The organism is Mesorhizobium sp. W050 (assembly GCF_054719535.1).
Genome location: NZ_JBTTIH010000001.1, coordinates 671,377 through 690,357, shown reverse-complemented (window position 1 = coordinate 690,357; position 18,981 = coordinate 671,377). Strand labels below are relative to the sequence as shown.

At 63.4% G+C, this 18,981-nt stretch carries 19 protein-coding genes; 12 read left to right on the top strand and 7 right to left on the bottom strand.

From position 1 onward, the window contains the following. Positions 1-12: 12 nt before the first annotated feature. A complete protein-coding gene (locus tag ACYG9Y_RS03280) occupies positions 13-150 on the bottom strand; it encodes a hypothetical protein (protein WP_023686163.1) in 138 nt (45 codons plus the stop codon). A 127-nt stretch (positions 151-277) separates the two neighbouring features. On the opposite strand from ACYG9Y_RS03280, the gene ACYG9Y_RS03275 reads away from it, so the two are divergent. The 3 genes from ACYG9Y_RS03275 to ACYG9Y_RS03265 all read left to right on the top strand — a co-directional run bounded on the left by ACYG9Y_RS03275 (position 278) and on the right by ACYG9Y_RS03265 (position 4,715). Then, positions 278-1,582 carry a DUF6638 family protein gene (locus ACYG9Y_RS03275; RefSeq protein WP_023737791.1) on the top strand — a complete coding sequence of 435 codons (1,305 nt, stop codon included), beginning with the start codon at positions 278-280 and terminating at the stop codon, positions 1,580-1,582. Between the two features lie 16 nt (positions 1,583-1,598). Then, positions 1,599-2,723 (top strand): DUF2333 family protein, encoded by a 1,125-nt coding sequence (locus ACYG9Y_RS03270; RefSeq protein WP_023737790.1) that lies wholly within the window; start codon positions 1,599-1,601, stop codon positions 2,721-2,723. A 312-nt stretch (positions 2,724-3,035) separates the two neighbouring features. Then, positions 3,036-4,715, top strand: a complete 1,680-nt coding sequence (locus ACYG9Y_RS03265; protein WP_023737789.1) for a formate--tetrahydrofolate ligase — start codon at positions 3,036-3,038, stop codon at positions 4,713-4,715. 73 nt (positions 4,716-4,788) lie between these two features. On the opposite strand, the gene ACYG9Y_RS03260 is transcribed toward ACYG9Y_RS03265, so the two are convergent. Beyond that, positions 4,789-5,424 (bottom strand): cysteine hydrolase family protein, encoded by a 636-nt coding sequence (locus ACYG9Y_RS03260; RefSeq protein WP_023737788.1) that lies wholly within the window; start codon positions 5,422-5,424, stop codon positions 4,789-4,791. Positions 5,425-5,552: 128 nt separating this feature from the next. Between ACYG9Y_RS03260 and ACYG9Y_RS03255 the strand changes: the two genes are divergently transcribed. Then, a complete protein-coding gene (locus ACYG9Y_RS03255; protein ID WP_023749107.1) occupies positions 5,553-6,548 on the top strand; it encodes a GlxA family transcriptional regulator in 996 nt (331 codons plus the stop codon). A gap of 15 nt (positions 6,549-6,563) precedes the next feature. Here ACYG9Y_RS03255 and ACYG9Y_RS03250 read toward each other — a convergent pair whose 3' ends face one another. Continuing rightward, on the bottom strand, positions 6,564-7,121 hold the full coding sequence (locus tag ACYG9Y_RS03250; protein ID WP_023737784.1) for a sugar O-acetyltransferase: 558 nt from the start codon (positions 7,119-7,121) through the stop codon (positions 6,564-6,566). A gap of 154 nt (positions 7,122-7,275) precedes the next feature. Between ACYG9Y_RS03250 and ACYG9Y_RS03245 the strand changes: the two genes are divergently transcribed. From ACYG9Y_RS03245 to ACYG9Y_RS03230, 4 genes are all read left to right on the top strand, one after another. Next, positions 7,276-7,737 carry a membrane protein gene (locus ACYG9Y_RS03245; protein ID WP_023695827.1) on the top strand — a complete coding sequence of 154 codons (462 nt, stop codon included), beginning with the start codon at positions 7,276-7,278 and terminating at the stop codon, positions 7,735-7,737. After that, positions 7,734-9,125: an FAD-containing oxidoreductase gene (locus ACYG9Y_RS03240; RefSeq protein ID WP_023737783.1), complete on the top strand. Its 1,392-nt coding sequence runs from the start codon at positions 7,734-7,736 to the stop codon at positions 9,123-9,125. The genes ACYG9Y_RS03245 and ACYG9Y_RS03240 overlap by 4 nt, the downstream gene beginning before the upstream one ends. A 115-nt stretch (positions 9,126-9,240) precedes the next feature. After that, entirely contained in the window at positions 9,241-10,419 is a 1,179-nt protein-coding gene (locus tag ACYG9Y_RS03235) for an MFS transporter (protein ID WP_023737782.1), read from the top strand. A 91-nt stretch (positions 10,420-10,510) separates the two neighbouring features. Beyond that, the gene (locus ACYG9Y_RS03230) at positions 10,511-11,566 is read left to right on the top strand and encodes a succinylglutamate desuccinylase/aspartoacylase family protein (RefSeq protein WP_023737781.1); all 1,056 of its coding nucleotides are present in this window, start codon (positions 10,511-10,513) and stop codon (positions 11,564-11,566) included. 1 nt (position 11,567) lies between these two features. Here ACYG9Y_RS03230 and ACYG9Y_RS03225 read toward each other — a convergent pair whose 3' ends face one another. Continuing rightward, positions 11,568-12,338, bottom strand: coding sequence for an isocitrate lyase/PEP mutase family protein (locus tag ACYG9Y_RS03225; protein ID WP_023737780.1), 771 nt, complete (start codon positions 12,336-12,338; stop codon positions 11,568-11,570). Positions 12,339-12,659: 321 nt separating this feature from the next. Between ACYG9Y_RS03225 and ACYG9Y_RS03220 the strand changes: the two genes are divergently transcribed. Together ACYG9Y_RS03220 and ACYG9Y_RS03215 are read left to right on the top strand one after the other, a co-directional pair. Then, positions 12,660-14,849, top strand: coding sequence for an anthranilate synthase (locus tag ACYG9Y_RS03220; protein WP_023737779.1), 2,190 nt, complete (start codon positions 12,660-12,662; stop codon positions 14,847-14,849). 23 nt (positions 14,850-14,872) lie between these two features. Next, positions 14,873-15,802, top strand: coding sequence for a cation diffusion facilitator family transporter (locus ACYG9Y_RS03215; protein ID WP_196813681.1), 930 nt, complete (start codon positions 14,873-14,875; stop codon positions 15,800-15,802). A gap of 6 nt (positions 15,803-15,808) precedes the next feature. Here ACYG9Y_RS03215 and ACYG9Y_RS03210 read toward each other — a convergent pair whose 3' ends face one another. The 3 genes from ACYG9Y_RS03210 to ACYG9Y_RS03200 form a co-directional block, all read right to left on the bottom strand. Next, positions 15,809-16,195, bottom strand: a complete 387-nt coding sequence (locus tag ACYG9Y_RS03210; protein WP_023711114.1) for a type II toxin-antitoxin system VapC family toxin — start codon at positions 16,193-16,195, stop codon at positions 15,809-15,811. Beyond that, the gene (locus ACYG9Y_RS03205) at positions 16,192-16,437 is read right to left on the bottom strand and encodes an antitoxin (RefSeq protein WP_023724992.1); all 246 of its coding nucleotides are present in this window, start codon (positions 16,435-16,437) and stop codon (positions 16,192-16,194) included. Before ACYG9Y_RS03205 ends, ACYG9Y_RS03210 begins: the two co-directional genes overlap by 4 nt. Positions 16,438-16,502: 65 nt before the next feature. Continuing rightward, positions 16,503-17,591: a hypothetical protein gene (locus ACYG9Y_RS03200; protein ID WP_023737778.1), complete on the bottom strand. Its 1,089-nt coding sequence runs from the start codon at positions 17,589-17,591 to the stop codon at positions 16,503-16,505. 100 nt (positions 17,592-17,691) lie between these two features. Between ACYG9Y_RS03200 and ACYG9Y_RS03195 the strand changes: the two genes are divergently transcribed. Further along, positions 17,692-18,120 carry a DsrE family protein gene (locus ACYG9Y_RS03195; protein ID WP_023686179.1) on the top strand — a complete coding sequence of 143 codons (429 nt, stop codon included), beginning with the start codon at positions 17,692-17,694 and terminating at the stop codon, positions 18,118-18,120. Positions 18,121-18,193: 73 nt separating this feature from the next. Next, positions 18,194-18,973 carry an SDR family NAD(P)-dependent oxidoreductase gene (locus ACYG9Y_RS03190; protein ID WP_023686180.1) on the top strand — a complete coding sequence of 260 codons (780 nt, stop codon included), beginning with the start codon at positions 18,194-18,196 and terminating at the stop codon, positions 18,971-18,973. Positions 18,974-18,981: the final 8 nt, after the last annotated feature.

The window sequence follows — 18,981 nt, the reverse complement described above, 5'->3', positions numbered from 1 at the left end:
TCTCCCCGTCCTTCACGGGGCGAGGGCAAGGGTGAGGGGCGGCGCATGTGTGGACCAGAGATCGCTACGACCATACTGGCAGCTATCGAACAGCGCCTCGATCGGCACATCCGGACCAATGATCTTCGATTTATTGCCGCCAAAGGCCATGGGGAGACATGTCCTTGAATGCTAGCGCTGCCCCTCACCCTTACCCTCCCCCCGTGAAGAACGGGGAGAGGGAGGCGTCAGCGTTGGCCCTTCGCCACAACAGGCAACGCCGCTCGGAACGTTCTGCATGAGCCACGCCAAAAAACCCGACCTCCTGCGCGACAATGAGCTGATCTACGGCCGTCTGCTGACGGTCGACGAGTCGCACCTCATCCAGCGTTACAACAAGGCGCTTGTCGCCTTTGGCCTCAAACCGACCAAGCTGAAGAGCTTCCAGATCGACCGCACCGGCTTCTCGCCCGAAGTGGCCGAGGAATGCGGCGACTACGACTATCTCGATCCCAACGAGGTCAACCGCCGCTTCATCATCCTGACGCCGTCGCAGATCGATCTGCCGGTGGTGCACACCGCCTTTTCCAACACCTCGCAGCTGATGTTCGAGTTCATGTCCAAGAACCAGCGCGCCATCGATGCGCTGACCATCAAGGATGTCATCTACGGCGAGATCGAGGATTCCGTTCCCCTGGTCAACGACATCGAGGATCTGCTGTCGATCAGCCAGGTCGAGTTCAGGGTGCTTTCGGCCGAGGACGTGCTGGGCAAGGCCGCCGAACTCGGCAAGCTGGTCGACCGGCTGAAGCAGGAGCCCGATGCCTGGCGCGACAACACCATGCTGAGCCGTATGGTGGAGCTGGCGAAGGTCTGCGGCGATATCCGTGAGAATGCGCTGGTGCCCGACCAGGTGATCTTCCGCCACAACGCCTACTGGACCAGCCATTTCGGCGGCGTCTACGTCTTCGTCGATCCTGATATGACCACCGTCATCGGCGACCCGGCCGCCCCCGGCTTTCGCCGTTCGCGGCCCTGGCAGGTCAGCTATCTCTCGATCAACGATGCCGACAAGGTGTTCAAGTTCCTGGCCAGCACCGGCCGCATCGAACTGCCCCGCGCGTCATGGGTCGAAAGCTCGGGCTATCTCGAGCATCGCGCCGAGATGGTGGTGCGCGCTCTCATCCGCGACACAGAGCCGAACCGCAATTTGACCGAGGTCGACAAGGTCTGGCTGCAGACCTGGATCCATGGCCATGCCGATCTGATCACCAAGGACGGCAATTTCCCCTTTCTCAACGCCGCCAAGCGTGAGATCGCCCAGCTCGGCCATCTCAAGATCGAGGATGTGTTTCCGCAACAGCGCTTCCTGGTCGTGCGTGGCAAGCCCGACCATCCCGACGCCTGGCTGACCAACCAGCTGATCTCGGATTTCGTGCCGCAGGACTTCGTCTCGCGTTACGTCTTCAACAAGCCGGGCTTCTACAAGGACTATGACGGCTACAGCGACGCCTGGCGGTCGCATGTTGTGGACGTTCTGAAAACCACATATTTGAAAGACAAAGTGGCGTTTCGCACGCGCCTTTACGGCCTGACTGACTGAGGGGTGAACGAGAGCCATGCTTGATCCGATCGTGAATTTCTTCACCCGCATCTTCCAATGGATAGGCCGCGGCATCGGCCTCGTCATCGGCGCGATCCTGTGGCCGTTCCTCTGGGCTGGGCGCTGGTATACGCAGCGCGGCTGGATCCTGAAGGCTGTGGTCGGCCTCGCGCTTCTGGTGTTGATCGGCCTCTACGCCAATTTCTTCTACGCCACCCAGTGGTGGAACAAGTTCGATCCCAACTACGTCGACAAATACACCTTCGAGAACCGCAACATTTCCGCCGGCGAACAGGTCGCCGCCGGCGCCGGCACCGACACCGCCAAGACCTGCGGCAATTCGGGCATCGCCCAGGTGGCGGCCGACCTGACGGACTTCAACGTCAACCAGAATGCCTGGATCTCGTCGATGATCCTCTACAAACTCGGCCTGTTCGGCATCGACTGGGACAACACGCCGTTCATGGACAACAAGGCCTCGTTCCAGCGCGGCATCAACCAGGCGGTGCGGCGCACCGCCACCGAGCTTGCCGACAATCTCGGGCGTGTTCGCACCACATCGCAGATCGACGGCGACCTGCAGGATGCGCGCGGCAATCTGCAGTTCGACGAGGAGACCTGGTATTTCGGCATCAACCCGTTCGGCCCCAAGACGCCGACGCCGAGCTATTATCGCGATGCCGTCACCAAGCTGCGCTCCTTCAACGCCCGCCTCGGCAGCTGCCAGGCGACGTTCGATGCCCGCGCCGACAATCTGAAGCAGTATATCGACCGCATCTCCTCCGACATCGGCTCCACCTCCGCGATCCTCAAGGAGCGCGCCGAAAACCACAACAATGGCTGGTTCGACTTCCGCGCCGATGACCGCTTCTGGTTCGCCTATGGCCAGCTCTATGCCTATTACGGCCTGATGAAAGGCGCCCAGGCCGACTTCGAGGACGTCATCAAGGAAAAGCATCTCAGCAATCTGTGGGACACGATGGATGCGCAATTCGTCTCGGCGCTGCGCATCCAGCCCTTCATCATCGCCAATGGCCGCGAGGATGGCTGGATCATGCCGACGCACTTGACGACGATGGGTTTCTACGTGCTTCGCGTGCGCTCCAACATGGTCGAGATCAGCAACGTCCTGACTCAGTAGCGTTCACAGCTTTCCCGGCGAGCGATGGCGAATTTGCGCCGTCGCCTCTGTCGCATTCCGTGCATTGGGCGGCTGTTTTGAGACGGCGGAACGTCGCGTCCTCTGGCTTCTATACGGCGCGGCAACGGAGCCAGGAAGAACCGGCGACAGGTCGGCCGGCCGCGGAGACACTTTCTTCATAGGAAACATAGTTGCATGCAAGTTGACGCCGCGGGAGCGACAGGGTTAGAACATGCCCGCGCCCGGGTTCAACATGCCTGCGAGTGAGATCAAACCCGTCCCCTCCACCGTCCAATCCGAAGGAAAGCCGTCATGGCCGAAGTGAAGTCCGACATCGAGATCGCGCGCGGCGCCAAGAAAAAGCAGATCCAGGAGATCGGCCAGAAGATCGGCATCCCGACCGAGCACCTTTTGCCCTACGGCCACGACAAGGCGAAGATTTCGGCCGAATTCATCAAATCGGTGAAGGGCAACAAGGACGGCAAGCTGATCCTCGTCACCGCCATCAACCCGACGCCGGCCGGCGAAGGCAAGACGACCACCACCGTCGGCCTTGGTGACGGTCTGAACCGCATCGGCAAGAAGGCGATCGTCTGCATCCGCGAGGCTTCGCTCGGCCCGAATTTCGGCGTCAAGGGCGGTGCTGCCGGCGGCGGCTACGCGCAGGTCGTGCCGATGGAGGACATGAACCTCCACTTCACCGGCGACTTCCACGCCATCACCACGGCGCACAACCTTCTGTCAGCGCTGATCGACAACCACATCTACTGGGGCAATGAGCTCGGCATCGACACCCGCCGCGTCGCCTGGCGCCGCGTCATGGACATGAACGACCGGGCGCTGCGCGAAATCATCTGCTCGCTCGGCGGCGTCGCCAACGGCTATCCGCGCGAGGCCGGCTTCGACATCACCGTCGCCTCGGAAGTCATGGCTATCCTGTGCCTTTCCACCGACCTCAAGGATCTGGAAAAGCGCCTCGGCGACATCATCGTCGCCTACCGCCGCGACAAGACGCCGGTCTATGCCCGCGACTTGAAGGCCGATGGCGCCATGGCGGTGCTGTTGAAGGACGCCATGCAACCAAACCTGGTGCAGACGCTGGAGAACAACCCTGCCTTCGTGCATGGCGGCCCGTTCGCCAACATCGCGCATGGCTGCAACTCGGTGGTCGCCACCACCACGGCGCTGAAGCTCGCTGACTACGTCGTCACCGAAGCCGGCTTCGGCGCCGACCTCGGAGCCGAAAAATTCTTCGACATCAAGTGCCGCAAGGCGGGTTTGAAGCCGGCGGCTGCCGTCATCGTCGCCACCGTGCGCGCCATGAAGATGAATGGCGGCGTCAAGAAGGAAGACCTCGGCAAGGAAAACGTCGAGGCGGTGAAGAAGGGCTGCGCCAACCTTGGCCGCCACATCGAGAACATCCGTCAGTTCGGCGTGCCGGCGGTGGTTGCGATCAACCACTTCTATTCCGACACCGACGCCGAGATCCAGGCGATGAAGAACTATGTCGCCTCGATGGGCGAGGAGGCGATCCTGTGCAAGCACTGGGCCAATGGCTCCGCGGGCATCGAGGAGCTCGCCAACAAGGTGGTGGCGCTGGCTGAATCCGGGGCGTCGCAGTTCGCGCCGCTCTATCCCGATGACATGCCGCTGTTCGAGAAGATCAACACCATCGTCCAGCGCATCTATCGCGGCTCGGAGGCGATCGCCGACAAGTCGGTGCGCGACCAGCTCAGGGCCTGGGAAGACGCCGGCTACGGCAAGTTGCCGGTCTGCATGGCCAAGACCCAGTATTCCTTCTCGACCGACCCGAACCTGCGCGGCGCGCCGACCGGCCACACCGTGCCGGTGCGCGAGGTCAGGCTTTCGGCGGGCGCCGGCTTCGTCGTCGTCATCTGCGGTGAGGTCATGACCATGCCCGGCCTGCCCAAGGCGCCGTCCTCGGAAAAGATCTTCCTCAACGAGGCCGGCCAGATCGAAGGCCTGTTCTGAAAGTTTCGAGATCGTTGCGAGATCCAAGAAGGGCGGCCACTGGCCGCCCTTTTGCTTTTCGGGCGCAGATTGCCTATGCGGCGTTGCGCGCCAGCGCGCGCTGGTTGGACGCATAAGGCGTGTCGCGTTCGGGCAAAGCACCGGTCTTCAGGCAATCGATCCATTCGGCGGTCTTGAGCACGGCCGCAAAGCGCGACTGCAGGATGATGCTCACCACGCGGTGGATCTCCTCGGCCGAGGCGTAGCCGGCGCTGTTGGCGTAAGGCAGCGAACCGGTGGCGTCGGACAAGAACTCGACCGCAAAGCCGACATGCGCAGCGTGGATGATGGTCGACAGGTCGCAATTATGCGTCATGTAGCCGATCACCGTTATCGTATCGATGGTATTGGCGCGCAGCCACGCCTCGAGGTCGGTGCCGGCAAAGGCGCTAGGCAGTGACTTCTCGACATAGTGGTCGCGGCTTCGCCGGGCGATCTCGGGATGCAGTTCGCCGCCATGGCTGCCCTTGGCGAAGACTGGCGAGGTCTCGGGCGCCATCTGCTTGACGACCACCACCTTCACGCCGGCCGCAGCGGCGGCATCCATGGCGCGCGCGACATTGACGACGCTGTCGCGGAACGGCGGATACTGGATGGCGAGGTCGCCGCCGTCATAGTCGTTCTGGACATCGATGACGATGAGCGCGCGGCGCGGGGTGTTGGCGGACATGGTGTTTTCCTCTCAGGCTTGAATGGGACGGGCCGAAACTAGGCGGATCGCCCTGTTGCCAAAAGTGTCCCGATTGACATCATTCGAAAGAATTGGGACAATTGTCCCTTCCTTGCTGGATACTTCTCATGACCGATCCGATCATTGCCGTTCTCGCCTTTGACGGCATCAGCCCGTTCCATCTCTCCGTGCCGTGCCTGGTGTTCGGCGCCGACCGCACCAAGCTCGGCCTGCCGCGCTTCGACTTCCGTGTCTGCGGGGTCGAGGAAGGCATGATCCAGACCGACGCGGGGCTGAGCATCCTCGTGCCGCATGGGCTGTCCGCGCTCGATGACGCCGATATCGTCATCGTCCCGAGTTGGAAGGATCTCGAAGCTCCTCTCGCCAAGCCCTTGAAGGAAGCGCTCGGCCGTGCGCACCGGCGCGGCGCGCTCATCGTCGGGCTCTGTCTAGGCACTTTTGCCCTTGCCGCCGCCGGCCTGCTTTCGGGCCGGAAAGCGACCACGCACTGGGCCTATACGGACCAGTTGCAGGCGCTTCATCCCGATATCGCCGTCGACGCCGATGTGCTCTATGTCGACGACGGCGACATCGTCACCTCGGCCGGCGTCGCCGCCGGGCTCGATTGCTGCCTGCACATTGTGCGCGCCCGCTATGGCGCAGAGGTAGCGCTGCGGCTGGCAAGGCACATCGTGCTGTCGCCGCACCGGCAGGGTGGGCAAGCGCAGTTCATCGAGCGCCCGCTGGCGAAAACCCCGGCCACCGACCGCTTCACCCTGGCGCTCGACACGGTGCGGGCAACGCTCGGACAAACGCACAACCTCGACCGCGTCGCGGAGGCCGCGGGCCTGACCCGGCGCACTTTCACCCGCCGTTTCCAGAAATCGATCGGCACCAGCTTTGGCGAATGGTTGGCCGGCCAACGCATCGAACTGGCGCAACGGCTGCTGGAGGCGACGGAAAAATCGATGGACATGGTGGCCTTCGAAGCCGGCTTCGGCAGCGCCACCTCGCTGCGCCAGCATTTCGCCGCACGGCTCAAGACGTCACCGGCCCAATACCGGCGTGAATTCTCGCGGCGAGCCGGTCCGGACGAGCGTATGGCACGCACGGCTTCATACTGACCGCCCACGACGAGTTCAGCCCCGCTTGACCGCCCGCGCCGGATTGCCGACCACCGCGGTGTTGTCAGGCACGTCGCGCGTCACCACCGCGCCGGCGCCGACTATGACGCCATTGCCGATGCTGATGCCGCCGAGGATGATGGCGCTGCCGCCGATCCAGGCGTCATTGCCGATGGTGACCGGCCGGGCAATCTCCAGTCCCGACTGACGGCCCGCGGCCTCCTTGTGGTGCTCGGCGCAGTAGATCTGCACATTGGGGCCGAGAAGCGTCCGGCTTCCGATACGCACCGGCGCGGTGTCGAGGATGGTGCAGCCGGCATTGAGGAAGGCGCCGTCGCCTAGATGGATGTTGAAACCGTAGGCGCAGTGGAACGGCGCCTCGATGCGGCCGCCCTCGCCCGTGCTGCCGAGCAGCACCGATAGCGCTGGACCGATATTGCCGCGTTGCTGGGGCGGTATCGTATTGTGCTCGAACACCGCATCGCGCGCGATCACCCGCAGCGCCTCCAGTTCGTCGTCGATGCAGGTGTACCATTCGCCTGCAATCATCCTTGTGCGTTCGCTATCGGCCATCACAGCGACTCCGTCCCTTCGTCGTGTTCGACTGTTTACCAAAGTACAATGCTCACTGATGGAAGAAGCACCATCGCCTACTCTCGTCAAACGCAGGACCTATGCTAGCTTGCCCTCGTGGGCCAGTCCCGGGCCTGCTTTCGAGGGGATCGACATGCTCTATTTGCTTGCACTTCTGATCGGCGTCATTGCCGGTCTTCGCGCCATGACCGCGCCGGCCGCGATCGCCTGGGGCGCGTATCTCGGCTGGCTGCCGGTGGCCGGCACCTGGGCAAGTTTCATGGGCCATTGGGCCGCCGTCGGTATCTTCACCATCCTCGCCATCGTCGAACTGGTCACCGACCAGCTGCCCTCGACGCCGAGCCGCAAGGTGCCGCAGCAATTCGGCGCCCGCATCCTGCTTGGCGCCTTCAGCGGCGCGGTGATCGGCGCCACTGCCGGTTCCACCATTGGCGGCCTGATTGCCGGCGCCATCGGTGCCGTCATCGGCACCTATGGCGGCGCCGAAGCGCGCGGCCGGTTGGCCGCCGCCTTCGGCAAGGATTTGCCTGCCGCCCTCATCGAGGACGCGGTGGCGATCATCGGCGGCCTGCTGATCGTGGCGGCGGTGGTATGACTGCCCAAGCCTCAGACGCCAAGACATACGACGCCATCATCATCGGCGCCGGACAGGCCGGCCCTCCTCTCGCCGGCCGGCTGACGTCAGCCGGCATGAGCGTGGCGCTGATCGAGCGCAAGCTGGTCGGCGGCACCTGCGTCAACACCGGCTGCATGCCGACCAAGACCATGGTCGCCAGCGCCTATGCCGCGCATCTGGCGCGGCGTGCCGCGGACTACGGCGTGACGTTCTCAGGCCCTGTCGGCGTGGACTACAAGAGGATCAAGGCGCGCAAGGACAAGGTCACCAACGACTCCCGCAGCAATCTGGAGACGTGGATCGCCGGCATGAAGGGCTGCACGCTTTATCGCGGCCATGCCCGCTTCGAATCCGCCAACACCGTGCGTGTCGGCGACGACCTTCTGACCGCCGAAAAGATCTTCCTCAACACCGGCGGCCGCGCCTCGGTGCCCGACCTGCCGGGCGTCAACGACGTCGACTACCTCACCAACTCCTCGATGATGGATCTCGATGTTTTGCCGCGCCATCTCATCGTCGTCGGCGGCAGCTACATCTCTCTTGAATTCGCGCAGATGTTTCGCCGCTTCGGCTCTGAAGTCACCGTCATCGAGAAGAGTTCGCGCCTGACCGGCCGCGAGGACGAGGACGTGTCGGCGGCCATCCTATCGATCCTCGAAAACGAAGCCATAGAAGTCCATGTCGGCGCCGACGACATCCGCTTTGCCAGACAGGGCAAGGACATCGCCGTGACCTTCTCATCCGGCAAGCCGCCGGCGGTCGGCTCGCATGTGCTTCTGGCACTCGGCCGCACCCCCAACACCGACGATCTTGGCCTCGATAAGGCCGGCGTCGCGGTCGATCTGCGCGGCTTCGTCACCGTCGACGACCAGCTGCGCACCAGCGTGCCCGGCATCTGGGCAATGGGCGACTGCAACGGCAAGGGCGCCTTCACCCACACCTCCTACAACGATTATGAGATCGTCGCCGCCAATCTGCTCGACGACGATCCGCGCAAGGTCAGCGACCGCATCGAGGCCTATGCGCTCTACATCGATCCGCCGCTCGGCCGCTGCGGCATGACCGAGGCGGCGGTGAAGAAATCCGGGCGCAAGGCGCTGGTCGGCCAGCGGCCAATGACCCGCGTCGGCCGCGCCATCGAAAAGGGCGAGACGCAAGGTTTCATGAAGATCCTGGTCGATGCCGACACCAGGCAAATCCTCGGCTGCTCCGTGCTCGGCCCCGGCGGCGACGAGGCGGTGCACTGCGTGCTCGACCTGATGTACGCCAAGGCGCCGGTCGATACGCTGGCGCGCGCCGTGCATATCCACCCCAACGTCTCGGAGCTGTTGCCAACCATCGCCCAGGAGCTGAAGCCGCTCGCCTGACATAGCTCCGCGTCAAGCTCAGCGCTTTCTGCATTGGTGCGTTGCAGCAATGTGCATTGCGCGCGGCAAGGCTTCTCGTTCAGTCTGAATTGAACCGATTCAGTCTGGATTTTCCATGCCTTTGCCGATCCTTGCGCTTGCCATTGCGTCCTTTTGCATCGGCACCACCGAATTCGTCATCATGGGCCTGTTGCCGGAGGTTGCGGCCGATCTCGGCGTGTCGATCCCCTCGGCCGGCCTGCTGGTCACCGGCTATGCGCTGGGCGTCGTCTTCGGCGCACCCATCGTCGCCATGGCCACCGCGCATCTGCCGCGCAAGCCGGTGCTGGTCGCGCTGACGGCGATGTTCGTCGTCGGCAATCTGCTCTGCGCCATTGCGCCCAATTACTGGCTTCTGATGGCCGCGCGCGTCTTCACCGCGTTCGGTCATGGCGCCTTTTTCGGCATTGGTTCCGTCGTTGCCGCCAGCCTGGTGCCGCGCAACAAGCGCGCCAGCGCCATGGCGATGATGTTCGCGGGATTGACGCTCTCCAACATTCTCGGCGTTCCTGCCGGCACCGCGCTTGGCGAAGCCTTCGGCTGGCGCTCCACCTTCTTCGCCGTCGTCGGCATCGGCCTGATCTCTGTTGCCGCCATCGCCTGGCTGGTGCCATCCAATGTCGTCGAACCGAGCGGCGGCGGCCTGCGCAGCGAACTGCGCGTGCTGGGCAAGCTGCAGGTCTGGCTCGCCATGCTGATCGCCTCGCTGGCCTCGGCCAGCCTGTTTGCCGTCTTCACCTACATCAAGCCCTACCTTACCGATGTCTCCGGCCTGTCGACCTCCGCGGTCACCTGGGTCCTGCTGCTGTTCGGCGCCGGCATGACCATAGGCAACATCATCGGCGGCCGGCTGGCCGACTGGAAATTGATGCCGACGGTCATCGGCACGCTGCTTTTGATGGCAGTTCTGTTTGTCGGCTTCATGCAGTTCGGCGCTATCGCCAGCGTCGCCATCGGCGTCGTCTTCTTGTGGGGACTGCTGATCTTCGTCGTCGTGCCGCCGCTGCAGATCCGCGTCGTCGAAGCGGCTTCGGAAGGGCCGAACCTCGCCGCCACGCTCAACCAGGGCGCATTCAATATCGGCAATGCCAGCGGCGCCTGGATCGGCGGCGTGGCTCTGTCGGCCGGCGTTTCCTATGCTCATTTGCCGCTGGTCGGCGCGGTGCTGGCCCTGCTGGCGGTCAGCGTAGCCGTTGTCTCGCAGGCGCTCGAAGGATCGGCGCCGATAACGACGGTTCCGGCCGCCGCCGAATAATTCCATTGCGCCCATGGCGGCGCGAACTGGACCAATCGACAGCCCTTCGGCAAAAGTGCATGTGTTCTGCCTCTTATCCTGGAGGCATCCCATGCAGAAATCGATCGAACGCATCGCCGGCGACACCGAAGGCGTTTCCTACGAATTCCCGGTGTTCCGCTTCGCCGGCACTGATAAGGCCGCACCCTCGGCCTATCTGCAGGCAGCACTCCACGCCGGTGAATTGCCTGGTGTCGTCGCCATCGACGCGCTGATGCCGGCGCTGAACAAGGCCGAAGCGGAAGGCCGCATCAAGGGCAGCATCACGGTCGTGCCCTGGGCCAATCCGATCGGCCGCGCGCAATATCATTTCGGCGAGCACCAGGGCCGCTTTCATCTCGGCACCCGCAACAATTTCAACCGCGGCTTTCCGTTGCTCGCAGCACCGGACGCCAAGCTTTTGCCCGACACCACGCTTGGCACCCCCGACCAGCGATTGAAGACCCGTCTGGTGCAGCTGTCGCTCGGCCACGACATCGTGCTCGACCTGCATTGCGATGACGAGGGCCTTGCCTATCTCTACGTCCACGCCAGCCTGTGGCCGGCGATGGCCGATTGCGCCGCCGCCATGGGTATCGACGCCGTGGTGTTGTGGAGCGAGGACACCGACGGCACCTTCGAGGGCGCCACGATCATGCCCTACCAGAACGTCCCCGCCAACGTGGCGAAGCTCGACCGCCGCGTTGCCACCACGGTAGAATACCGTGGCATGCTGGATGTCGACGGCGCGCTGGCAAGTTCCGATGCCGAAGGCCTTTACCGGCTGCTGGCGGCGCGCGGCGTCATCGCCGATACCGCCCTTCCCGCACCCGGCGCGTTCAAGGGCCTCGTCGCGCCGCTCGAGAACATCGACATGATGCCGGCGCCCCGGGCCGGCGCCATCCTCTACGACGTCAAGCCCGGCGACCGAGTCGCCAAGGGCGCGCGCCTCGCCACCATCGTCCACACACCGGGCGAGGCCGGCGGCCGCACCGAAGTGCTGGCGCCGCAGGACGGCGTCATCCTGACCCGCCGCTCGCGCCGCATCATCCGCGCCGGCGAGGATCTCTTGAAGCTGGTCGGCGACAAGAAGAGCGCCGACGCGAGGTCAGGCACGCTGGAGGACTGAGCTAACCCGAAATCGCCAGCCGCGCCTTGGCCTCCAGCCATTCGGCCATCTGCCGGTACGGCACCGGGCCGTGGCTGACACGGGCGACACCAAGCTCGGCCAGGCGCTGGCGCGGCGGCACATGCGCCAGCGCGATGATGTTGACCGGCAATGCCGTCGCCTTGCACAGCGCCTCGATCAGACCCTCGTCGCCGAGCCCCGGCGCAAAGAAGCCGCTAGCTCCTGCCTTTTCATAAGCGTGCGCCCGCTCGATGGCCTGGTCGAGCAGCACGCTGTCATGCGCATCCGGCTTGGCCTTGAGGAAAATGTCGGTACGGGCGTTGATGTAGGCGGGAATGCCGGAAGCCTTCACCGCCGCCGCTGCCGCCTCGATGCGCTTCACCTGTATGGCGATGTCGTGCAGACCGGCGCCGCCGACGATCTGGTCCTCGAAATTGAAACCGATGGCGCCGGCCTGCAGGGCACGTGTCACCGTCTGGGCGACAGTCACCGGCTCGACGCCGTAGCCGCCTTCGAGGTCCATGGTCACCGGCAGGTCGACTGCCGCCACGATGCGCTTGATGTTGTCCAGCGCCAGCTCCAGCGGAATTTTCTCGCCATCGGCATAATCAAAAGCAGCCGCGACCGGCCAGCTTCCGGTGGCGATCGCCTTGGCGCCCGCCTTCTCGACGATCTTGGCCGAGCCCGGATCCCAGGCATTGTAGAGAACGATCGGGTTGCCCCTGACGTGGAGCGCATGGAACCTGCGTGCGCGCTCGATCTGCTCGGTCATTGCTGTCTTCCCGTCTTTCCGATGTTGGACGAACAGTCTAGGCAGGACCCCAAGCCTTGGCGATGTGCCATGGGCTGCAGAAGCGGCGGCCACAAACAGGCCTTTCAAACCTGTTGCGCATCCGGCTTTTCGCCGCTATGGATTTCGCCCATGAACATGCGCTCGATCAAGACCATTTGGTGGTGGGCCCGCTGACAGCGGCCTGTTCGAACGCGTGCGCGTGAAAATAGAGGGTGGCCGCAACGGAATGTCCGGGCGGCCATTTGTTTTTTCAAAGCCAGTCCCGGGTCCGTTGCCCCAACAAGCCATATGGAGACGGCAATGACGATCAAGGCTCTGGAAAACGGCGCGGAAAGCTTCGTGACCGCAGGTGGTGTCACCATCACCCGCGAACGCCACGACAAGCCTTACGCCGGTGCGATCGACGCTTATGTCGACGGCTTGAACTCGCGCCGTGGTGCGGTGTTTTCCTCGAATTACGAATATCCGGGCCGCTACACACGCTGGGATACGGCCATCATCGATCCGCCGCTGGTGATTTCCGCGCGTGGCCGCGCCATGCGCATCGAGGCGCTGAACGGCCGTGGCGAAGTGCTGCTGCCGGTGATCGGCAAGACGCTGGCCGGCATTACCGAGGTGACGATTGCTGAAACCTCGAAAAAGCTGATCCGCCTCGATGTCGCCAAGCCCGGCCGCGTCTTCACCGAGGAAGAGCGCAGCCGCGTCCCCTCTGTGTTTACTGTGCTGCGCGCCATCACCGCTTTGTTCAAGACCGATGAAGACGCCAATCTCGGCCTTTACGGCGCCTTCGGTTACGACCTCGCCTTCCAGTTCGATCCAGTCGACTACAAGCTCGAGCGCAAACAGAGCCAGCGCGATCTCGTGCTGTTCCTGCCTGACGAGATCCTGGTCGTCGACCATTATTCGACCAAGGCCTGGACCGACCGCTACGACTATTCCGGCGACGGTTTTTCAACCGAGGGGCTGCCGCGCGACGAAATCGCCGAACCGTTCAAGCCCGCCGACCGCATCCCGCCGCGCGGCGACCATGAGCCGGGCGAATATGCCAATCTGGTGCGCAAGGCGATGGACAGTTTCAAGCGCGGCGACCTGTTCGAGGTCGTGCCCGGGCAGATGTTCTACGAACGCTGCGAGACGCAGCCTTCCGAAATCTCGCGCAAGCTGAAGTCGATCAACCCGTCGCCCTATTCCTTCTTCATCAATCTCGGCGAAAACGAGTATCTGATCGGCGCCTCGCCCGAAATGTTCGTGCGCGTCAATGGCCGCCGCGTCGAGACCTGCCCGATATCCGGCACCATCAAGCGCGGCGACGACGCCATTTCCGATAGCGAGCAGATCCTGAAGCTGCTCAACTCCAAGAAGGATGAATCCGAGCTGACAATGTGCTCGGACGTCGACCGCAACGACAAGTCCAGGGTCTGCGATCCGGGCTCGGTGCGCGTCATCGGCCGCCGCCAGATCGAAATGTATTCACGCCTGATCCACACCGTCGATCACATCGAAGGGCGCCTGCGCGAAGGCATGGATGCCTTCGACGCCTTCCTGTCGCATGCCTGGGCGGTCACCGTCACCGGTGCGCCGAAACTGTGGGCGATGCGCTTCATCGAGCAGAACGAAAAGAGCCCGCGTGCCTGGTATGGCGGCGCCATCGGCATGGTCAATTTCAACGGCGACATGAACACCGGCCTGACGCTCCGCACCATCCGCATCAAGGACGGCATTGCCGAGGTGCGAGCCGGCGCCACATTGCTCTTCGACAGCATCCCCGAGGAAGAAGAAGCCGAAACCGAACTGAAGGCATCCGCCATGCTCTCCGCCATTCGCGACGCCAAATTGGGCAATGCCGCAGGCGCCGAACGCACCACCGCGCGCGTCGGCGACGGCGTCAACATCCTGCTCGTCGACCACGAGGACTCCTTTGTCCACACACTGGCCAACTATTTCCGCCAGACCGGTGCCAATGTCTCGACCGTGCGTTCGCCGGTGCCGGAAGAAGTCTTCGAACGGCTGAAGCCCGATCTCGTCGTGCTGTCGCCCGGACCGGGCACGCCGAAGGATTTCGACTGCGCCGCGACCATCAAGAACGCCCGCGCCAGCGACCTGCCGATCTTCGGCGTCTGCCTTGGCCTGCAGGCGCTGGCCGAGGCCTATGGCGGCGAACTCAGGCAGTTGCACGTGCCGATGCACGGCAAGCCGTCGCGCATCCGCGTCTCCAAGCCCGGAATCATCTTCTCCGGCCTGCCCAAGGAAGTGACCGTCGGCCGCTACCACTCGATCTTTGCCGATCCGGTGCGGCTGCCCGACGATTTCATCGTCACCGCCGAGACCGAGGATGGCATCATCATGGCCTTCGAACACCGCAAGGAGCCGATCGCCGCCGTCCAGTTCCATCCGGAATCGATCATGACGCTCGGCCACAATGCCGGCATGCGCATCATCGAAAACATCGTTGCGCATCTGCCGCGCAAGGCCAAGGAAAAGGCCGCTTAGAAACGATGGCGGCGACGGACAACATGGCGGCGATCGCAGCGAAGGCAGCGGCCAGGCAAAGGATCGCCAGCCTTGCCTTCTGGTCGATTGTCATCGCCTGCGTGGTGCTCGCGCTCAAGCTTGCCGCATGGTACGTCACCGGCTCCGTTGCGCTCTATTCGGATGCGCTGGAGTCGATCGTCAACGTCATAGCCTCGGCCGCCGCCTATTGGGCGGTCCTGGTCAGCTACAAGCCGGCCGACCAGGACCATCCGTTCGGCCACCACAAGGCCGAGTATTTTTCGGCGGTGCTGGAAGGCGTGCTGATCGTGCTCGCCGCGCTTTTGATCCTCAACGAGGTCTGGCGCTCCTGGCAGACGCCGACCCCGCTCGAACAACCTTGGGAGGGCCTGGCGATCAACGGTGTCGCCACCGTCATCAACGCCTTCTGGGCCTGGACGCTGATCCGCGCCGGGCGCAGCGCAAAATCACCGGCGCTGGTCGCCGACGGCCGGCACATCATGACCGACGTCGTGACCTCGGTCGGCGTCTTCGGCGGCCTCGTCGGCGCTATCCTGACCGGTTGGCAGATCCTCGATCCGGCGCTTGCCGTCATCGTCGCGCTCAACATCCTGTGGCAGGGCTGGCACGTCATCGGCTCGTCGATGAACGGGCTGATGGACCGCGCAGTGGACACGACCGAACACATGCACATTCGCGACATCATCTCGGCCAATTGCAAGGGCGCGCTGGAGGTTCATGACCTCAAGACCCGCATCGCCGGCCGCGCCACCTTCATCGAGTTCCACCTGGTCGTCGACGCCGACATGACGGTCGGCGCCAGCCACGTCATTTGCGACCGCATCGAGGACGCGCTGAAGGCCGAAATCCCCTCGGTGCGCGTCACCATCCATGTCGAACCGGACGACGAGGCGAAGCTGCCGAAAGGCACGACGGCGGTGCCGTTCGCGTGAGGCGAGTTACCACGTTTCGATAGTGAGATCTTTGATCCGCTCGAATTCCCGGATATTGCGGGTTATCAGCGTGAGGTCCCGAGCACGTGCCTGCCCGCCAATCAGCGCATCGTAGGGACCAATCGGGGTTCCCAGTGCCGCAAGCCCAGCACGAATCTCACCGGCATGTCTCGCGTCGTCTCGGTCGAATTCAAGTACCGGGAACTGCAAGGCGTCGATGCGCGCCAGATTTTGGACCTTTCGCTGGCTCTTTTCAGCGCCGTAGTACAGCTCATGCAAAACGACCGCCGAGAGAGCAAAGTCTTGTGGTGCATGCCGTTTGAGCAAAGCCAGCAGACCCTCGTCGCCCGCGATGACCGCTATGACGGCATTGGTGTCGAGCAGGTAGGTCACTTAAAGAGGTCATCCAAAGCAGGTCGATCCTGACCATCCTGACGCTCCAGCGCTCCCTGGACGAAATCGTCGTCAACCGGTCCGATGACCTGGTCGAGCCATGCCCAATCCTGCGCAAGCGGCTCCAAGATGACAGTTTGCCCATGACGACGGATCGAAACCTCGTCTGCCTCGAACCGAAACTCCTTAGGCAAGCGCACAGCTTGTGACCGGCCTGACCAGAACACCTTTGCCTTGTCCATGTGCTATCCTCAAATGAGATATAGCAAAGATATATACCATGGTAGCGTCATAGACAAGATCGAACTCAACGAGTGCAGGCCGACTGCGGCATAGCCTCCAACCGGTAGACCTTGTCATCGGACTTGGTCTTGCCATCCGCCGAGCACAAATCGACGATCGCCAGGCTGCTATTGGGGTTGGCCAGCATCAGGGTGCCGTTGGCGCCGCGCTTGAGGAAGATTTCCTTTTGCGCGATATCGCAGGAAAAGTTGCTCATCTTCGAACTGGCCGCGCAGCGCCATTGATCCGCTTCACCCTGGCAGGAATAGGTCTGCGTGACCTTCGTCCCGTTCTTCCTGGTGGTCACCGAAACGGCGACATCGGAGCCGTCGGGCCAGTTGGCGACATCGCCTGAGGCAAAGGAGGCGAGTTCGACCGGCCCGCGGAAGACCCGGATCGACTGCGTCACCTGGTCGGGATGCGAGGAGAGATGCGCGGCATCGTAGTCTCGCCCGAAACAGAAAGGCTGGTCCGGCTTCAGTCGCTCGCGCAAGGGAGCCCCAAGCGCCGGATCGATCGGGTCGATCTTGGCGAATTCAGCCTGGCAGGTTGCGGCCGGCATCGGGTCGAGGCGGAAATTATCGTCCTCCGAGCCCAGAGCCTGCCGGTCATATTCGGCTTCGCCCAGTTCGTCTTCCGATCCGGCGTCGAGATAGAGATCGGACGAGACGTCGGTGAGGATCAGGCGGCCTTTGTCATCGAGCTTCAGCGACGCCATGGTGCGGTCGCAGTCCATGCCGCAGCGGATCGGACCTGACTTGCCGTCCTCGGACTCGTGATTGCACCAGCCGCCGGCCCATTGCGGCGCCTTGGCGCCGCGCACCGTGGTGGTGAGAAAACCGTTGTAGGAGGTGTCGGCGTTTGCCATCGGCTCTTCGTTCGGATGGCTCACCGGATCATGGCCATAGAGGAAGAAGATCCGCGCCACCTTCTGCTTTGGATGCGCCTTGAGGTGCGCCGCATCATAGACGCGGCCGAAACACGCATCGGCGCCATTCGGGCTGAGTTCGGGTAATTTAAGCGCATCGCCGGCAAGGGCCGAACTTGCAAGCGCGCCGAGCAGCACGGCGCCAAATCCAGCGCTGGCAACAACCTTCCACTTCCTGAACGCCATGTGACCCCCTCCTCGCATCGACAGGACGTAACGTGAATTTATGCTAGTATCATGGCCGCAGCCACGCAATTTGCGGGGAGCGCCAAGCCGAGAGGATGCCATGCGTCGACGCGACATGTTCCGGGCCAGCCTTGCCGGTGCCGCCGGCCTGTTCGGGCTGAGCCGGGCCGCCGCCGCTGAAGACAGACCGAAGGTCGCCTATCACCTCAGCGACCTCGATAAGGTCAACTTCGTGCTCGGCAACATCAAGAACCACTATGAAGGCACCGGCGGCAATGTCGACATCGTGTTGGTCGTGCATGGTCCGGCCCTCGCCGGCTTCAAGTCGAAAGGCATATCGGCGGCGATCTCGGGACGCTTTGCCGGCCTTGTCCAGCAGGGCCTTGAGCCGCATGCCTGCGGCAACACCATGCAAGGCATGGAGATCACGCTTGCCGACCTGCTCGAGGGCTTCCACGCCGCCGACAAGGGCGGCGTCGTCAAGCTCGCCGAACTGCAGCGCCAGGGCTACGCCTATCTCCGGCCCTGAGCCGCCACGGGCTTGAACGTGAAGGCCATGAGAGCCTACGAAGGGTGGCCAAACAGCCCGAAGGAAAGTGCTCATGACCGCGACCACCCTCGTCATCCCCGATCTTGCCGGCAAGGCGGTGCTGGTCACCGGCGCTTCGACCGGCATCGGTGCCGCCCTTGCACTGGCCTACGCCGCCCAGAAATGCCGGGTCGCCCTGCACTACAATTCGAGCCGGGAGGCCGCAGAAACGCTGGCCAAAAACATCCGCGACAGCGGCGGTGAGGTGTTCCTGACACAGGGCGACTTCTCACAGGCAGCCGATGTCGAGCGGGTAGTCGAGGAGAGCGCCGAAACATTCGGGCGGCTCGACGGGCTGATCAACAATGCCGGCGGCATGCTCGGCCGCGTACCTTATGCGGAGCAGACCGAGGCGCACTACGACGCGGTGATGGACCTCAACGCCCGCTCGGTGCTGACGGCCTCGCGCAAGGCGATGCCATGGCTGAAGAAGCAGGGCGGCTTCATCGTCAACACCTCGTCGATCGCGGCGCGCAATGGCGCTGGCGGCGGCGCCGGGCTGTACGGTTCGGCCAAGGCCTTTGTCTCCAATGTGACGCGCGGCATGGCCAAGGAACTGATCGGCTTCGGCATCCGCGTCAACGCGGTGGCGCCGGGCACCATCGCGACACCCTTCCATGAGCGCTATTCCACCGACGAGCAGATGAAGGGCATGGTCGCCACCATTCCTCAAGGGCGTGCCGGCACGGCCGAAGACTGCGTCGGCGCCTATCTCTTCCTGTCCTCCGATCTCCTGAGTGGTTACATCACCGGCCAGGTGATCGAGGTGAACGGTGGCCAGTTGATGCCGTGAGCCGGCAA

Bases quoted from the DNA above. Each gene is read 5' to 3' on its own strand.
- ACYG9Y_RS03270 (WP_023737790.1), top strand. From the start codon at position 1,599: ATGCTTGATCCGATCGTGAATTTCTTCACCCGCATCTTCCAATGGATA.
- ACYG9Y_RS03260 (WP_023737788.1), bottom strand. From the start codon at position 5,424: ATGTCCGCCAACACCCCGCGCCGCGCGCTCATCGTCATCGATGTCCAG.
- ACYG9Y_RS03250 (WP_023737784.1), bottom strand. From the start codon at position 7,121: ATGGCCGATAGCGAACGCACAAGGATGATTGCAGGCGAATGGTACACC.
- ACYG9Y_RS03200 (WP_023737778.1), bottom strand. From the start codon at position 17,591: ATGGCGTTCAGGAAGTGGAAGGTTGTTGCCAGCGCTGGATTTGGCGCC.
- ACYG9Y_RS03195 (WP_023686179.1), top strand. From the start codon at position 17,692: ATGCGTCGACGCGACATGTTCCGGGCCAGCCTTGCCGGTGCCGCCGGC.
- ACYG9Y_RS03235 (WP_023737782.1), top strand. From the start codon at position 9,241: ATGCCTTTGCCGATCCTTGCGCTTGCCATTGCGTCCTTTTGCATCGGC.
- ACYG9Y_RS03255 (WP_023749107.1), top strand. From the start codon at position 5,553: ATGACCGATCCGATCATTGCCGTTCTCGCCTTTGACGGCATCAGCCCG.
- ACYG9Y_RS03240 (WP_023737783.1), top strand. From the start codon at position 7,734: ATGACTGCCCAAGCCTCAGACGCCAAGACATACGACGCCATCATCATC.
- ACYG9Y_RS03230 (WP_023737781.1), top strand. From the start codon at position 10,511: ATGCAGAAATCGATCGAACGCATCGCCGGCGACACCGAAGGCGTTTCC.
- ACYG9Y_RS03190 (WP_023686180.1), top strand. From the start codon at position 18,194: ATGACCGCGACCACCCTCGTCATCCCCGATCTTGCCGGCAAGGCGGTG.
- ACYG9Y_RS03280 (WP_023686163.1), bottom strand. From the start codon at position 150: ATGGCCTTTGGCGGCAATAAATCGAAGATCATTGGTCCGGATGTGCCG.
- ACYG9Y_RS03205 (WP_023724992.1), bottom strand. From the start codon at position 16,437: ATGGACAAGGCAAAGGTGTTCTGGTCAGGCCGGTCACAAGCTGTGCGC.
- ACYG9Y_RS03215 (WP_196813681.1), top strand. From the start codon at position 14,873: ATGGCGGCGATCGCAGCGAAGGCAGCGGCCAGGCAAAGGATCGCCAGC.
- ACYG9Y_RS03245 (WP_023695827.1), top strand. From the start codon at position 7,276: ATGCTCTATTTGCTTGCACTTCTGATCGGCGTCATTGCCGGTCTTCGC.
- ACYG9Y_RS03275 (WP_023737791.1), top strand. From the start codon at position 278: ATGAGCCACGCCAAAAAACCCGACCTCCTGCGCGACAATGAGCTGATC.
- ACYG9Y_RS03220 (WP_023737779.1), top strand. From the start codon at position 12,660: ATGACGATCAAGGCTCTGGAAAACGGCGCGGAAAGCTTCGTGACCGCA.
- ACYG9Y_RS03225 (WP_023737780.1), bottom strand. From the start codon at position 12,338: ATGACCGAGCAGATCGAGCGCGCACGCAGGTTCCATGCGCTCCACGTC.
- ACYG9Y_RS03265 (WP_023737789.1), top strand. From the start codon at position 3,036: ATGGCCGAAGTGAAGTCCGACATCGAGATCGCGCGCGGCGCCAAGAAA.